This window comes from Rahnella sp. CFA14(1/10) (assembly GCF_004195095.1).
Classification (GTDB): domain Bacteria; phylum Pseudomonadota; class Gammaproteobacteria; order Enterobacterales; family Enterobacteriaceae; genus Rahnella; species Rahnella perminowiae.
The window spans coordinates 113,807-129,440 of sequence record NZ_SEWS01000010.1; the positions used below are offsets into that span (position 1 = coordinate 113,807).

Here is a 15,634-nt window from a genome sequence, read left to right on the forward strand (position 1 = left end):
GTAAAAAAGGCCGGAATATCCGGCCTTGATAAGAGAGTACGCAACGGTACGGTCTTTTTATTTTTCCTGCAAACCGAGTTTTTTCTCAAGATAGTGGATGTTGGTGCCACCATGCTGGAAATTCTCGTCGTCCATAATGCGCATTTGCAGTTCAATGTTGGTTTTGATGCCGTCGATGATCAGCTCTGCCAGTGCATTTTTCATGCGGGCAATGGCCACTTCACGGGTTTCGCCGTAAGTGATCAGTTTACCGATCATGGAATCGTAGTACGGAGGCACAGTGTAGCCTGCGTAAATATGGGATTCCCAACGAACACCGAAGCCGCCAGGTGCGTGGAAGCGGGTGATTTTGCCCGGGCTTGGCAGGAAGGTATTAGGGTCTTCCGCGTTAATACGGCATTCCACCGCATGGCCTTTGACCTTCACTTCGCTTTGTTTGATCGACAGCGGCTGGCCGGATGCAATACGCAGCTGTTCTTTGATCAAATCCACACCGGTGATCATCTCGGTAACCGGATGCTCAACCTGGATACGGGTGTTCATTTCGATGAAGAAGAACTCGCCGTTTTCGTACAGGAATTCGAAAGTACCTGCGCCACGGTAGCCAATATCCACACAGGCTTTGGCGCAACGTTCGCCGATGAAACGACGAAGATCTTCCGTAATGCCTGGTGCTGGCGCTTCTTCGACGACTTTCTGGTGACGACGCTGCATGGAGCAGTCACGTTCAGCCAGATAAACGGCGTTGCCCTGACCATCAGCCAGTACCTGAATTTCCACGTGACGTGGGTTTTCCAGGTATTTTTCCATGTAAACCATGTCATTGTTGAAAGCCGCTTTGGCTTCCGCACGGGTCATGGAGATGGATTGCTCGAGGTCTTTGTCGCTGCGGACAACACGCATACCACGACCACCGCCGCCGCCAGACGCTTTGATGATGACCGGATAGCCGATGCGTTTTGCGAAGGCACGGTTTTGGTCCATATCATCGCCCAGCGGGCCGTCAGAGCCTGGTACACAAGGTACGCCGGCTGCTTTCATCGCATGGATCGCAGAAACTTTGTCACCCATCAGGCGGATAGTTTCAGCTTTCGGGCCGATGAAAATAAAACCAGAACGCTCAACCTGCTCTGCAAAATCGGCATTCTCGGACAGGAAACCGTAGCCCGGGTGGATAGCCACCGCGCCAGTGATTTCCGCCGCCGCGATAATGGCAGGGATGTTCAGATAGCTTTTTACTGAAGCTGCAGGGCCGATACAGACGGTTTCGTCTGCCAGCAGCACATGTTTCAGGTCACGGTCAGCGGTGGAGTGCACAGCAACGGTTTTGATGCCCATTTCTTTACAGGCACGCAAAATACGCAGGGCGATTTCGCCGCGGTTCGCGATAACAATTTTATCTACCATGGTACGCCTCGTTATTCGATGACGACCAGCGGCTCGTCGAATTCAACCGGTTGGCCGCTTTCTACCAGAATTGCTTTAACAACACCGGATTTGTCTGCTTCGATTTGGTTCATCATTTTCATCGCTTCAACGATACACAAGGTATCACCCGCGTTCACTTTCTGACCCACTTCGATGAAGGCTTTAGCGTCCGGGCTTGGCGTACGGTAGAACGTCCCTACCATCGGTGAGCGAACGATATGGCCACTGATTGCTGCCGGAGCCGCTTCTGCTGGTGCAGCCGCAGGGGCAACCGCAGCAGCCAGGCCTGGCTGTTGTTGTACAGGCATGGCATAAGCCTGTTGCATCATAGGATAAGCCTGCGCAGGTGCAGCACGGCTGATACGAACTGACTCTTCGCCTTCAGAAATTTCCAGTTCAGAAATGCCTGATTCTTCAACCAGTTCGATCAGTTTTTTAATTTTACGAATATCCATGGGTGTGATTCCGGACTCTTTTTGCGTAGAAATTAGTGGGTTTTTGACAAGCGGTTAACCGCTGCCTGTAATGCAAAGTGGTAGCCATCTGCGCCAAGTCCGCAAATAACGCCCACTGCGATGTCGGAAAGATAGGAATGGTGCCGGAACGCCTCACGGGCATGTACATTCGACAGATGGATCTCGATAAACGGAATCGATACCCCCAGTAATGCATCGCGCAGCGCCACGCTGGTATGGGTAAAGGCCGCGGGATTGATCAAGATAAAATCGACGTTTCCGCGTGCCTGATGAATACGTTCAATCAGGACATGTTCTGCGTTGGATTGCAGATGGCTCAGTGCCACACCGGCAGCAGCAGCCTGAACTTCCAAACCTTTAACAATATCGTTGAGCGTGGTGTGTCCGTACGTTTCAGGCTCACGGGTCCCTAACAAATTCAGGTTAGGTCCGTTCAGTAGCAAAATGTCAAACTTATGCGCCATTGTGAGCCTATCTCCGGCAATTAGACAAAGATTGTAGAAAATACCCTGATGTCACCGGTTTGTCACCTTTTTCGCGGCAAATCAGCCCGTATCTTCGGCATGAGGTCGGGCATTATAATGATATCGTGGCAATTCGCAGCTAAATACTGGTCTTATCAGCGAAGATAATCAACCCTCGACGGGTGAATGTGCGCGCAATTGGCGAAATTCTGAGAGGCTGTGCCTACGCGCTTTCCCCGGTTTATCGCAGCCACTGACGGAATTTTTTATAGCGCAAGGCCAGCACGATGGCGGCAAGTGTTGCATAGATGATCGGTTGTGGTGACAACACTTTGACTGACCAAAGGTAATGGATCGGCGCCAGTATGGCGATCAGATAGATGAGATTATGTAGCTTTTGCCAGCCAGCGCCCATTTTACGCTGGGCCCACAGTGTCGACGTACAGGCCAGCGCCAGCAGGAGGATCCAGCAGATGATACCCAGTGTGAGGTACGGGCGGGAAATCAGCTCGCTGCCCAGCAGGCGGATATTGTTAATCCCCAGTTCGAGGAATGAATAGCTCAGAAGATGCAGGGTTCCCCACGCGAAACACCATAATCCCAGCAAACGACGGGTGCGGATCAGCAATGGTTGTTTGCCATAGCGCGCGACAGGCGTCACCAGCAGTGTCACCAGCAAAAATTTCAGAGTCATCCTACCGGTAAAATGCTGAATATCTTTTGCCGGATCGGCGCTGAACCAGCCCTGGTTGATGGACAGCAGGAGCCAGAGAAAGGGCAGAATGGCAGCAAGATAAATAATGACTTTCAATCCGGTAATACTGGCAGGGCTTAAACGACGCATAGCTGAACGTCCTCTTCCTTAATAGAACTTACGCAAATCCATACCGTGATACAGCGACGCCACCTGATCGGCATAGCCATTGAACAGCAACGTCGGCTGGCGCTGAACGTCCAGCAACCCGCCGGAACCGATAAAACGTTCCGTCGCCTGCGACCAGCGCGGGTGATCCACATGCGGGTTCACGTTGGCATAAAATCCGTATTCGTTGGAGGCAATCTGGTTCCAGGTGGTCGGCGGTTCATCCTGAGTAAATTTGATGTTCACGATGGATTTAATCCCCTTGAAGCCGTACTTCCATGGAATGGTCAGACGGATGGGTGCGCCGTTTTGTGGCGGCAGTGCTTTGCCATAAACACCCACGGTCAGCATCGCCAGCGGATTCATCGCTTCATCTATACGCAGCCCTTCAACATAGGGATAATTCAGCCCGCCGCCGATAAAACGGTCTTTCTGCCCTGGCATATGTTCCGGATCATATAAGGTAGTAAAGGCGACATAACGCGCTTTGCTGGTCGGCTCTGCCAGTTTGAGAATTTCACTCAGCTGGAAACCCACCCACGGCACCACCATCGACCAGGCTTCAACACAACGCATCCGGTAGATACGCTGCTCGAGCGGGAAACGCTTCATGATGTCATCCATATCCAGCGTGATCGGTTTAGCGACTTCGCCTTCTATTTTTAACGTCCACGGTGACGTGATCAGTTGCCCGGCATTGGCGGCAGGATCGGCTTTATCCAGCCCGAACTCATAGAAGTTGTTGTAGCCGGAAACTTTGTCCTCGGGGGTGAGTGTCAGGTCATTTTGATAAGCGGCAGGCTTGGTGAAATCCAGCGGTTTACCGGCTGGGGCGGCCGGGCGGTCATGACCTTTGAACCAGGAAAGGATATCCGCACGTGCGTTTTGAGGGACTGCGAGTGCCGCGGCACTGATCCCCAGCGCCTGCAAAACTTTGCGTCGGTCATAAAAAATACTTTCGGGTGTGACGTCTGCTTCGGTCAGTTTGCGGGGTGTGAACATGGCATTCTCCGGCATTCTCATTGTTGCGATTCATTTTTTTATGGTTATAGACAGAGCATGGCGTGAAAACGGCGGCTTTGCGAGATATCGCGCTAAAAAATCGCATCCTGCCGGCAGATATTGAGTCAGCGTTTACTGTTTATATAAGAATTCCGAATTGATTGGTTTTTGTATTGCTATGCTATGAATGTATACAAACGACTCTTTGGTAAATTTCTCCTTTCATCGCGTTTTTCTGTTTTATAGTAGCGGCGTTTTTTCGTAGCAGGCTCAGAGAAAGGGTTTGTTTCCTCCTCACCGTAGCGAGTAAGGCACAGGGATGCGATTTACTACCAGACTATCGGCACTGATGACGATGTTAGTCGCGCTGGCAATGTTACTGATGTTGCTTGGCGTCACTTTCAGCTTTATCTATCTGAATAAACAAGACACTGAGCAACACCTTCAGGCGCTTGCCACAACCTATGATCAGGCGTTGCTGACGCACACTCCCGCAGAAGCCCAGCGCTGGATGCCACAGGCTATGCGCATGCTCGATGTGACTGATATCGAAGTCAAACTTAATGACACCACTGTTTTTGAATACCATGAGCGTCCGGATGTGCATCGCTCGTGGGACAGCGTGATGCCGGAATATGACACTGCCATTATCCCGCTGATGCAAAATCACGCCATGTCGCTGCATATTTCCTATGTTGATCCTGTCAGCAGCTATATCCGCTCCCTGCGTTCTACATTCACGATTGGGATCGCCATTCTGCTCATGCTGGCTATGCTGCTGCTGAGTTTTCGCTGGTTACGTCAGGAAACGGACGGCGTGGAAAAACTGGAAGACCGCGCGGTCAGAATATTACGCGGCGAACGTGAAGGATTGTCCGGTGATATGGGCGAATGGCCGCATGCTGCCAGCAGCGCAATAGATCGTCTGCTGACGGATCTGAATGAAGCACGCGAGCAGCGCAGCCGCGTGGATACCCTGATCCGCGCTTATGCTCAGCAGGATGCGCAAACCGGCCTCAGTAACCGCCTGTTCTTTGACAATCAGCTTGCGACACAACTGGAAGAAAAGGGGGCGCACGGTGTGCTGATGTTATTGCGCTTGCCAGATTTCGACACTATGCGCGAAACGCACGGTCAGGCCGTGGTCGAAGAACTGCGTTCGGCGATGGTGAATCTGTTATCGACATTCGTGATGCGTCATGTCGATGCGCTGCTGGCACGTTATTTCCACAGTGATTTTGCCGTGCTGTTGCCACACCGTACCTTAAAGGAAGCGGAAGTGATGGCCTCCCAGCTCGTCAATGCGCTTGGCGTTCTGCCGACCTCGTCGCTGATTGACCGTGACGCGCTGATGTATATCGGCATCAGTGCTTACCGTTTCGGCCAGACACCGGATCAGGTGATGGATATGGCTGAGCAGGCGACGCGGCATGCGGCGTTCCAGGGAAGTAACAGCTGGTTTATTTACGATAAAAATGTGCCGGAAAAAGGCCGTGGCAGTGTGCGCTGGCGGACACTGCTTGAAAATACACTGGCGCGCGGCGGCCCGCGTCTTTATCAGAAACCCGCGTTCACCCGGGACAACAAACCCGATCACCGTGAATTACAGCGCCGGGTCTTCGATGGTGAGCAGGAATTGCTGGCGGCGGAGTTTATTCCGCTGGTGGTGCAGTTCGGACTCTCGCAAAGCTTTGACCGGGTGATGTTAAGTCAGATTATTCCGTTACTTAACCGTTGGCCGGACGAAACGTTAGCATTTCACCTGACGGTTGATTCATTATTGCAGCGCTCATTTGTGCGCTGGCTGCGCGATACCTTGCTGCAGTGCGAAAGATCGCAACGAAATCGAATTTTGATTGAACTTGCTGAGGCCGATCTCTGTCAACATACCGACCGGCTACGTCCTTCGATCAGATTATTACAGGGTTTAGGCTGTCGTCTGGCTGTTTCCCAGGCCGGACTGACGGTGGTCAGTACCTCTTATCTGAAAACTTTTCCCGTGGAAAGAGTCAAGCTTCATCCTGGATTAGTGCGTGACATTGATAAAAGGGTTGAAAATCAGCTCTTTGTACAAAGCTTACTCAGTGCATGCGAAGGGACTCAGGCGCGGGTATTTGCCTCCGGCGTGCGGACAAAAGAGGAATGGGCTGTCCTGCTGAAAAGCGGGATCCACGGCGGGCAGGGGGATTTTTTTGCCGGTCCGGAGCCTGTTGAACCGGTCGGTAAAAAATATTCACACAACCGCGATGTTTAAGTGACCGTTAATGCATTATTTAACGTAGAATGAGCCAGCTTTTGACCTACGCCCTTGTCTGCTAGCCGGTGCTTGTGCTCAGGCCGCAGATGGAGGGAAGATGTTGGTAAAAGTGTAAGAATTTATGTGCGGTGTTGCTACTTCGCCTGGGTGCCTGCCCGAGGTAAACCGAGCCTGCGAGACAGAATTATTTCGCAGTGCCATCAGCCTCAAAAAGTCACAGCAAGTGAATGGCGACATCGCGGACAATTTTCACGGAAGCAGGACGTTTTTGCGCCTTGTCGCTGCTTCGCGTGGTTGGTAAAGTAGGCGGATTTTATTTTCCGCCCCCAGCTAGCAGGATTATCCCTTCGTTATGTTTAAGAAATTTCGTGGCATGTTTTCCAACGACTTGTCCATCGACCTGGGTACCGCCAATACCCTCATTTATGTAAAAGGACAAGGCATCGTGCTGAATGAGCCATCCGTTGTGGCTATTCGTCAGGATCGTGCTGGTTCACCTAAAAGCGTTGCTGCTGTTGGTCACGACGCAAAACAGATGCTGGGTCGTACTCCTGGCAATATCGCCGCTATTCGTCCAATGAAAGACGGCGTTATCGCTGACTTCTTCGTGACGGAGAAAATGCTGCAACACTTCATCAAGCAAGTTCACAGCAACAGTTTCATGCGCCCAAGCCCGCGCGTGCTGGTGTGTGTACCAGTGGGTGCAACTCAGGTTGAACGCCGTGCTATCCGTGAATCTGCACAAGGTGCAGGCGCGCGTGAAGTGTTCCTGATTGAAGAGCCGATGGCGGCGGCAATTGGTGCCGGCCTGCCGGTATCTGAAGCGACCGGTTCAATGGTGGTGGATATCGGTGGTGGTACCACAGAAGTTGCCGTCATCTCCCTGAACGGCGTGGTGTATTCCTCTTCTGTGCGTATCGGCGGCGATCGTTTCGACGAAGCTATCATTAATTACGTACGCCGTAATTACGGTTCACTGATCGGTGAAGCAACGGCTGAGCGTATCAAGCACAGCATCGGTTCTGCCTATCCAGGTGATGAAGTGCATGAAATCGAAGTGCGCGGCCGTAACCTGGCTGAGGGTGTTCCACGTGGTTTCACGCTGAACTCCAACGAAATTCTGGAAGCCTTACAAGAGCCGCTGACCGGTATCGTCAGCGCGGTAATGGTTGCGCTGGAACAATGTCCGCCAGAACTGGCTTCCGACATCTCCGAGCGCGGCATGGTGCTGACCGGCGGTGGCGCATTACTGCGTAACCTTGATCGTCTGCTGATGGAAGAAACAGGTATCCCTGTTGTTGTCGCAGAAGATCCACTGACCTGCGTCGCCCGTGGCGGTGGTAAAGCATTAGAAATGATCGACATGCACGGCGGCGACTTATTCAGCGAAGAGTAATCTCAGCCAAGACTGGCTGATTTAAGCAAGTCTTGTTGCAAACAAGAATAGTCTGCCCGGGAAGGTGGTTGTCCGTCAGGTAAAACCTGCAACGTGAAGTGTGCAGTGTTCAATGTGGATCCGCGCAAACACTGGCTGAGCGATAAAGCTCTGCCAGTGTTTTGGCTATCCCATGAGATTGCCGCCTTTCTGTCAGGGGAAGTCTTTACTTCGACTGGCTGAAATCTTCTGTTGCCGAGGAACTCGCATATTTTATGAAGCCAATTTTTAGCAGGGGGCCTTCCCTGCAACTGCGACTTTTTTTGGCTATTCTCACGGCCATTGTCCTGATTGTTGCCGACAGTAAAATAGGTACGTTTGTTAAAATCCGCACCTATATGGATACGGCCGTCAGTCCCTTCTATTTTTTGTCCAATGCCCCGCGTGAATTCTTAGATCAGGTTTCCTCTACTTTTGCCACCCGTGGTCAGCTGGAACTTGAAAACCGCGCTTTGCGTCAGGAATTGTTGCTGAAAAACAGCGACCTGATGTTGCTTGGCCAATACAAACAAGAAAATGCCCGTTTGCGCGAGTTGCTGGGATCACCGTTGCGTCAGGACGAGCATAAAATGGTGACGCAGGTGCTCTCCACCAGCAATGATCCTTACAGCGATCAGATCGTCATCGATAAAGGTAGCAACAACGGTGTGTATATCGGGCAACCTGTTATCAGTGATAAAGGCGTCGTCGGCCAGGTTGTTGCTGTTGCCGCACTGACCAGCCGTGTACTGCTGATTTGTGATGCTTCACATGCGTTGCCGATTCAGGTACTGCGTAATGATATCCGCGTTATCGCTGCCGGTAGCGGTTGTGCTGATGACTTGCAACTTGAGCATCTGCCAAGCAATACCGATATTCGTGTCGGTGATGTGCTGGTGACGTCCGGTCTGGGGGGGCGTTTCCCTGAAGGTTATCCGGTCGGCGTGGTATCTTCGGTTAAGGTCGATAATCAGCGTGCCTATACCGTGATACAGGCACGTCCGACCGCCGGTCTGCAACGTTTGCGTTACCTGCTATTGTTGTGGGGGTCTGACCGCAATGGCGAGCACCCTTTACCGCCGGATGAAGTGCATCGCGTTGCCAATGAGCGCCTGATGCAAATGATGCCGCAAGTATTGCCGCCTCCGGGAGATATGGGGCCGCCGGCACCTGTTCCTCCACCGGCAACCGGAACAGTCACTGCGCCTGCCAGTACGTCTGCTGTTCAGGGAGCGGCAGAATGAACAGCTACCGGAGCCACGGACGCTGGATTATTTGGCTATCCTTCTTAATAGCCATGCTATTGCAGGTGATGCCATGGCCTGAACAGATCTATATGTTCAGGCCGTCGTGGCTGTTGCTGATCCTGATTTACTGGGTGATGGCATTACCGCATCGCGTCAACGTGGGTACCGGTTTTGTTGTCGGCTTTATCATGGATTTGATCCTGGGATCGACGCTGGGTATTCGCGCACTGGCCTTTGCCATTACCGCCTACCTGGTCGCGTTCAAATTCCAGCTATTCCGTAACCTGGCGCTGTGGCAACAAGCGCTGATTGTCATGGTGCTTTCACTGGCTGTGGATGTCATGGTGTTCTGGGGGGAATTCCTGGTCGTCAACGTGTCATTCCGGCCTGAAGTTTTCTGGAGCAGTGTGGTCGACGGTGTGCTGTGGCCATGGCTGTTCCTGCTGATGCGTAAAATCCGTCGTCAGTTTGCTGTGCAATGAGGATGTTATGACCGCACTTTATCTGGCTTCCGGATCACCACGTCGCCGTGAATTACTGGCCCTGCTGGAACTGCCTTTTGAGCGTCTGATGACTGACGTTGCAGAAGAGCGTCAGCCTGGCGAAGCCCCGCAAGATTATGTTTTACGACTGGCGAAAGATAAAGCGCAGGCCGGTGTGGCGGTCGCGGCAGAAGATTTGCCGGTGCTTGGCGCAGATACGATTGTGGTCCTTGATGGTAACGTCCTGGAAAAACCACGTGACGAAGCCCAGGCCGCTATTATGCTTAACGCATTGTCCGGAAAACAACATCAGGTGATGACCGCCATTGCGTTTGCCGACAGTCGGGATTGCCTCAATACGGTGGTTGTGACCGATGTCACCTTCCGTTCACTATCCTCCGACGATATTGCACATTATATTCTGAGCGGTGAGCCCATGGATAAAGCGGGCGCTTATGGTATTCAGGGAAAGGGCGGTTGTTTCGTCCGTGAAATTCGCGGCAGTTACTATGCAGTTGTGGGGCTTCCTCTGGTGGAAACCCAGGAACTGCTGAATGAATTTTCTGCCTTACGCGAGCTTAGGAGAAAACATGACAGCTGAATTACTGGTCAATGTCACCCCGTCTGAAACCCGCGTGGCTTACATTGACGGTGGCATTCTGCAGGAAATCCATATTGAGCGCGAGACCAAGCGCGGGATTGCCGGCAATATTTATAAAGGGCGTATCAGTCGTGTTCTGCCAGGTATGCAGGCGGCATTTGTTGATATCGGTCTTGAAAAGGCCGCCTTTTTACATGCGTCAGACATTATGCCGCATACTGAATGTGTGGCGCGTGACGAGCAGAAAAATTTCCATGTGCGTGACATCGCTGAGCTGGTTCATCAGGGCCAGGATCTGATGGTGCAGGTGGTAAAAGATCCGCTTGGCACCAAGGGCGCACGCCTGACGACAGACATTACTTTGCCTTCCCGCTATCTGGTATTCATGCCCGGCGCGTCCCATGTTGGCGTTTCGCAGCGTATTGAAAGTGAAGCCGAGCGCGACCGTCTCAAACGTATTGTCTCGGAATATTGTGATGAGCACGGCGGCTATATTATTCGTACTGCAGCCGAAGGCGTGGGCGAAGAAGAACTCAAACAAGATGCGGCCTACCTGAAACGTCTGTGGACCAAGGTAATGGAACGCAAGCGTCGCAATAAAACCAAGTGCAAGCTGTATGGAGAACTGGCGCTGGCGCACCGCGTGTTGCGTGATTTTGCCGGTGAGGCACTGGACCGCATCCGTGTAGACTCCCGCCTGACGTATGAATTGCTGGTCGAATTCACCAGCGAATACATGCCGGAAATGACCAGTAAACTGGAGCATTACAGCGGTAAGCAACCCATTTTCGACTTGTTCGATGTGGAGAACGAAATCCAGCGTGCGCTTGAGCGTAAGGTGGAACTCAAGTCCGGTGGCTATCTGATTATTGATCAGACCGAAGCCATGACCACTGTGGATATCAACACGGGGGCGTTTGTCGGTCATCGTAATCTGGAAGACACGATATTTAACACTAACACCGAAGCGACGCAGGCCATTGCCCGTCAGCTGCGTTTGCGCAATCTTGGCGGCATTATCATTATCGACTTTATTGATATGTCCAATGAAGATCATCGTCGCCGTGTGCTGCACAGCCTTGAGCAGGCGCTGTCTAAAGACCGCGTGAAAACCGGTATTCACGGTTTCTCCGCGCTCGGTTTGGTGGAGATGACCCGTAAACGTACCCGCGAAAGCGTCGAACATGTGCTGTGCAGCGATTGTCCGACCTGCCATGCCCGCGGCACGGTGAAAACTGTTGAAACTGTCTGTTATGAAATTCTGCGTGAAATCGTACGTGTGCATCATGCCTACGATTCCGATCGCTTCCTGGTTTACGCGTCTGCCGCAGTAGGGGAAGCGCTCAAGGGGGAAGAATCCCATGCACTGGCCGAGGTGGAAATCTTCGTCGGCAAGCAGGTGAAAGTGCAGATTGAGCCGCTCTACAGTCAGGAACAGTTCGATGTCGTCATGATGTGATCCGATGGCTAATCGTCTGAAGCATCAAGAAGTTAAAGGTTTCCATTGCCGTCTGTGCAGGTGAAAGCCAGCATGGAATGGAAAACAAGGAGAGAGGTTTGAGGCGACTGCCCGGTATTTTATTAACCACCAGCGCAACCCTTGTCGTGATAGTGGCTTTGGTGATCAGTGGCTTACGGCTGGCATTGCCTCAACTGACCCGTTTTCAGGATCAACTGGTCGGGAAAGTTGAGGCGGTCACGGGCGTACCGATCGAATTATCGCAAGTGAGCGCCAGCTGGAAAACCTTTGGTCCGATCATGGAGATCCGTGGCCTTCAGGTCACCTTGCCGGACTCAACGTGGCAGGTTCAGCGCATTACGCTGGCGCTGGACGTCTGGCAATCCTTGCTGCATTTCCGCTGGCAGTTCCGCGACCTCACTTTCTACAATTTACAGCTGGATTTAAACAGCACGCTGGGGGGCGCTAACAACAAAGGCAATGGCATCCAGCCAAACCGAGTCAGTGATATCTTCCTCAGACAGGTCGACCATTTCGATCTGCGCAACAGCCGCATTTCCTTCCTGACGCCTTCCGGCCCGCGTGCAGAATTTGATATTCCTCAGCTGACCTGGCTGAACAGTCACAACCGCCATCGCGCCGAAGGGCAGCTTAGCCTGTCGAGCTTTAACGGGCAGCATGGCATTGTGCAGTTGCGTATGGATCTGAACGATACCAACGGTCTGCTCAATAACGGTAAAATTTATCTTCAGGCCGACGATATCGACATGAAACCGTGGTTCAGTCGGTGGTTGCGCAACAATACGGGGCTGGAAAGTGCTAACTTCAGTCTGGCCGCCTGGCTGACCGTACGTAATGGCGATGTTTATGCCGGTGACGCGCTGTTGAAAAATGGCTCTGCCACCTGGAAAAACGGTGACGATGCGCACCGCCTCGATGTTGATAACCTGACTTTGCACGGCAGCCGCCAGGGTAACGGCTGGCAGATGGGTACGCAGCAACTGAATCTGAAAACTGACGGCGTGGCGTGGCCAAAAGGGCGTCTTGAAGCGCTTTATCTGCCCGAAAATAATAATTTCCTCGGCCCCTCGCAGGGCGAAGAATTGCGTATCCGCGGCACAAATCTGCAACTCGAACGCTTAGGACCGGTGATCCCGACTTTCTCATTTCTGACCCCGGCCTTGCTGGAGCGTTGGCAGGATTTAAAACCTGCCGGTAATGTGGCTCGCCTCGCGCTGGATATTCCGCTTAAGCAGCCGGAACAGACCCGTTTTGATGTGAACTGGCGCGATGTCAGCTGGCAGCGTTGGGAACTGTTGCCAGGCGTTAACCATTTCAGCGGTGGTCTGAAAGGCAGCGTCGCGGACGGGCAGATGACGGTGAAATTACAAGACAGTCTGCTGCCGTTCGGCGAAATGTTCCGTGCACCGCTGGACGTCAGCACAGCGACCGGAACCTTTAACTGGACCAACGGTAAAGAAGGCTGGTCGTTGTCGGGTAAAGACGTGGATGTCAAAGCGAGCGCACTGTGGGCGAAAGGCGATTTCCGCTACAACCAGCCTGCCGAAGGCGAGCCGTGGCTGAATATTCTGGCCGGTATTCGCTTATATGACGCCGGTCAGGCCTGGCGCTACTTCCCTGAGCCGCTGATGGGTAAACATCTGGTGAATTATCTGAGCGATGCGATCCGGGCTGGTCAGGTGGATAACGCCACGCTGACTTTTAACGGCAATCCTCAACATTTCCCGTTCAAAAAGAACGAAGGGCAGTTTGAGGTCTGGGTTCCGCTACGCCACTCGACCTTTGAATTCCAGCCTGGTTGGCCAGCGCTGACCGATCTGGATATCGATCTTGATTTCCTTAATGACGGCCTCTTTATGAAAGCCGCGCACACCAAACTGGGCAACGTTGACGGTAATAACGTCGTTGCCAATATCCCTGACTACCTGAAAGAAAAACTGTTTATTGATGCTGACCTTCGCGGGCAGGGTAAAGATATCGGCGACTATTTCATGGATACGCCGTTGCATGATTCGCTGGGTTCGGCGTTACAGGAATTGCAGATTGGCGGCGAAGTGAATGGTCGCTTACATCTTGATATTCCACTGGATGGCGAAGTGGTGCACGCATCCGGTGGCGTCACGCTCAATAACAACAGCTTGTTTATCAAACCGCTGAACAGCAAAATCAGCCAGCTCAGCGGCCAGTTCAGTTATGACAACGGCAATCTGCAAAGTAACCGGCTCACCGGTAACTGGTTCGGTCAACCGGTCAACGTGATGTTCAGCACGCAGGAACTGCAAGATAATTTCAACGTACAGGTCGGGCTGGATGCGAACTGGCAGTTGTCCAAAATCCCCGGCTTGCCTGCGGCGGCGGCCAGTAAAATCTCTGGCGGAACGCCGTGGAAAGGCGATGTTAATATCACGCTGCCGCATAAAGGTACGCCGACGTACACCGTCAATGTGAACGCCGATCTGAAAGATGTGAGCAGTCACTTACCCGATCCCCTGGATAAGAAAGCCGGGCATGCGATGCCGCTGGTAGTGAACGTTAAAGGTGACCTTCACAGCTTTAATCTGCAAGGGGTGCTGGCGGGTAAAGACCAGTTCAACAGCCGCTGGCTGCTGGGCAAACAACTCCAACTGGATCGCGCCTCCTGGCAGGAAAACAGTAAAAAGACACCCCCCTTGCCGGATGACAGCAGCCTGACACTTCATCTGCCCGCGCTTGACGGTGAAAGCTGGCTGGGTTTGCTGTCGCCGGATAAAGCGACGCAGGATACCAATACTAAACTGGCGGGTTTCAGCTTCCCGCACCAGATCATCCTGACAACACCTGCGCTTACGCTAGGCGGGCAGGTCTGGAACGATCTGATTCTCACCTCGGTTCAGGGGCATCAGGGCATGGAAGTCAGCGCCAAAGGTAAGGAAATCGATGGCAGGCTGAATATGAATGACAACGGTCCGTGGCTGGCAAAGCTGAAATATGTTTATTTCAATCCGCAATGGACGCCGGAAGATGTGGCCGGCAGCGCACAGCCGGGCGGTAATCCGTTTGCTACCAATAAGATTTCGTTTGCCAGCTGGCCGTCATTACAGCTGCGTTGCGAAGCCTGTTGGTTCCTCGGTCAGAATTTCCGCAAGGTGAATGCTGACCTGACACCACAGGGCGATCAGCTGATGTTGCGTAACGGTCTGATTGATACCGGCGTCGCGCGGCTTGATGTGCAGGGCGACTGGACGCAGAACGGGCAGGGCGAGAACACCGGTCTCAAAGGCAAACTGACCGGTAAAAATATTGAGCAGGCAATGTCATTCTTTGGTGTGACCACCCCCCTGAAAGGTGCGCCGTTTGATATTAACTTTGATCTGCACTGGAAATCGGTGCCGTGGAAACCTGATGTCAGCACACTGAACGGCACGTTGAAAAACACGCTGGGTAAAGGCGAAATTGCGGATATCGGCGCGGGTCGCGCCGGACAGTTACTGCGTCTGATCAGCTTCGATGCGTTGCTGCGCAAACTGCGTCTCGATTTCAGCGATACCTTTGGTCAGGGCTTCTATTTTGACTCGATCAAATCCACCGCCTGGATTAAAGACGGCGTACTTCATACCGATGACCTGCTGATTGATGGTCTGGAAGCGGATATCGCTATCACCGGGAAAGTCAATTTCGTCAATCAGCAACTGGATCTCGAAGCGGTCATTGCGCCGGAAATTTCCGCCACAGTGGGCGTCGCGACGGCATTTGTTATCAATCCGGTGGTCGGGGTTGCCGTTTTCGCTGCCAGTAAAGTGCTGGCACCGTTGTGGAATAAAATCTCGCTTATCCGCTATCAGATTGACGGCACCATCGCCGAACCTCGTATTAACGAAATTCTGCGTAAACCCGTTGAACATCCAAAAGTGGCCGCTGCGCAGTAATGCTTCGGGTGAAGGT

12 protein-coding genes are annotated in these 15,634 nt (G+C 52.6%); 7 read left to right on the forward strand and 5 right to left on the reverse strand.

The features are described from left to right. Positions 1-57: 57 nt before the first annotated feature. From accC to msrP, 5 genes are all read right to left on the reverse strand, one after another. Entirely contained in the window at positions 58-1,407 is a 1,350-nt protein-coding gene (accC, locus tag EVX52_RS19730) for an acetyl-CoA carboxylase biotin carboxylase subunit (RefSeq protein ID WP_129954762.1), read from the reverse strand. 11 nt (positions 1,408-1,418) lie between these two features. Further along, complete coding sequence (gene accB / locus EVX52_RS19735; protein ID WP_013577296.1) at positions 1,419-1,883, reverse strand: acetyl-CoA carboxylase biotin carboxyl carrier protein; 465 nt, start codon at positions 1,881-1,883, stop codon at positions 1,419-1,421. Positions 1,884-1,915: 32 nt separating this feature from the next. Next, the gene (gene aroQ, locus EVX52_RS19740; protein ID WP_095924388.1) at positions 1,916-2,368 is read right to left on the reverse strand and encodes a type II 3-dehydroquinate dehydratase; all 453 of its coding nucleotides are present in this window, start codon (positions 2,366-2,368) and stop codon (positions 1,916-1,918) included. Between the two features lie 241 nt (positions 2,369-2,609). Next, positions 2,610-3,212 carry a protein-methionine-sulfoxide reductase heme-binding subunit MsrQ gene (msrQ, locus tag EVX52_RS19745; RefSeq protein ID WP_129991966.1) on the reverse strand — a complete coding sequence of 201 codons (603 nt, stop codon included), beginning with the start codon at positions 3,210-3,212 and terminating at the stop codon, positions 2,610-2,612. Positions 3,213-3,230: 18 nt separating this feature from the next. Continuing rightward, entirely contained in the window at positions 3,231-4,232 is a 1,002-nt protein-coding gene (gene msrP / locus EVX52_RS19750; protein ID WP_129991967.1) for a protein-methionine-sulfoxide reductase catalytic subunit MsrP, read from the reverse strand. Positions 4,233-4,551: 319 nt separating this feature from the next. On the opposite strand from msrP, the gene csrD reads away from it, so the two are divergent. From csrD to yhdP, 7 genes are all read left to right on the forward strand, one after another. Next, positions 4,552-6,486: an RNase E specificity factor CsrD gene (csrD, locus tag EVX52_RS19755; protein WP_129991968.1), complete on the forward strand. Its 1,935-nt coding sequence runs from the start codon at positions 4,552-4,554 to the stop codon at positions 6,484-6,486. Positions 6,487-6,841: 355 nt separating this feature from the next. After that, positions 6,842-7,885 (forward strand): rod shape-determining protein MreB, encoded by a 1,044-nt coding sequence (mreB, locus tag EVX52_RS19760; protein ID WP_013577291.1) that lies wholly within the window; start codon positions 6,842-6,844, stop codon positions 7,883-7,885. 254 nt (positions 7,886-8,139) lie between these two features. Next, on the forward strand, positions 8,140-9,147 hold the full coding sequence (gene mreC / locus EVX52_RS19765) for a rod shape-determining protein MreC (protein WP_129954758.1): 1,008 nt from the start codon (positions 8,140-8,142) through the stop codon (positions 9,145-9,147). Continuing rightward, positions 9,144-9,632, forward strand: coding sequence for a rod shape-determining protein MreD (gene mreD, locus EVX52_RS19770; RefSeq protein WP_129954757.1), 489 nt, complete (start codon positions 9,144-9,146; stop codon positions 9,630-9,632). Before mreC ends, mreD begins: the two co-directional genes overlap by 4 nt. A gap of 7 nt (positions 9,633-9,639) precedes the next feature. Next, positions 9,640-10,233 (forward strand): nucleoside triphosphate pyrophosphatase, encoded by a 594-nt coding sequence (locus EVX52_RS19775; RefSeq protein WP_129991969.1) that lies wholly within the window; start codon positions 9,640-9,642, stop codon positions 10,231-10,233. Further along, entirely contained in the window at positions 10,223-11,692 is a 1,470-nt protein-coding gene (gene rng, locus EVX52_RS19780; RefSeq protein WP_013577287.1) for a ribonuclease G, read from the forward strand. Before EVX52_RS19775 ends, rng begins: the two co-directional genes overlap by 11 nt. Positions 11,693-11,790: 98 nt before the next feature. Further along, on the forward strand, positions 11,791-15,618 hold the full coding sequence (gene yhdP / locus EVX52_RS19785) for an AsmA2 domain-containing protein YhdP (RefSeq protein WP_129991970.1): 3,828 nt from the start codon (positions 11,791-11,793) through the stop codon (positions 15,616-15,618). The last annotated feature ends 16 nt before the right edge of the window (positions 15,619-15,634 follow it).

Bases quoted from the DNA above. Each gene is read 5' to 3' on its own strand.
- accC (WP_129954762.1), bottom strand. From the start codon at position 1,407: ATGGTAGATAAAATTGTTATCGCGAACCGCGGCGAAATCGCCCTGCGT.
- accB (WP_013577296.1), bottom strand. From the start codon at position 1,883: ATGGATATTCGTAAAATTAAAAAACTGATCGAACTGGTTGAAGAATCA.
- aroQ (WP_095924388.1), bottom strand. From the start codon at position 2,368: ATGGCGCATAAGTTTGACATTTTGCTACTGAACGGACCTAACCTGAAT.
- msrQ (WP_129991966.1), bottom strand. From the start codon at position 3,212: ATGCGTCGTTTAAGCCCTGCCAGTATTACCGGATTGAAAGTCATTATT.
- msrP (WP_129991967.1), bottom strand. From the start codon at position 4,232: ATGTTCACACCCCGCAAACTGACCGAAGCAGACGTCACACCCGAAAGT.
- csrD (WP_129991968.1), top strand. From the start codon at position 4,552: ATGCGATTTACTACCAGACTATCGGCACTGATGACGATGTTAGTCGCG.
- mreB (WP_013577291.1), top strand. From the start codon at position 6,842: ATGTTTAAGAAATTTCGTGGCATGTTTTCCAACGACTTGTCCATCGAC.
- mreC (WP_129954758.1), top strand. From the start codon at position 8,140: ATGAAGCCAATTTTTAGCAGGGGGCCTTCCCTGCAACTGCGACTTTTT.
- mreD (WP_129954757.1), top strand. From the start codon at position 9,144: ATGAACAGCTACCGGAGCCACGGACGCTGGATTATTTGGCTATCCTTC.
- EVX52_RS19775 (WP_129991969.1), top strand. From the start codon at position 9,640: ATGACCGCACTTTATCTGGCTTCCGGATCACCACGTCGCCGTGAATTA.
- rng (WP_013577287.1), top strand. From the start codon at position 10,223: ATGACAGCTGAATTACTGGTCAATGTCACCCCGTCTGAAACCCGCGTG.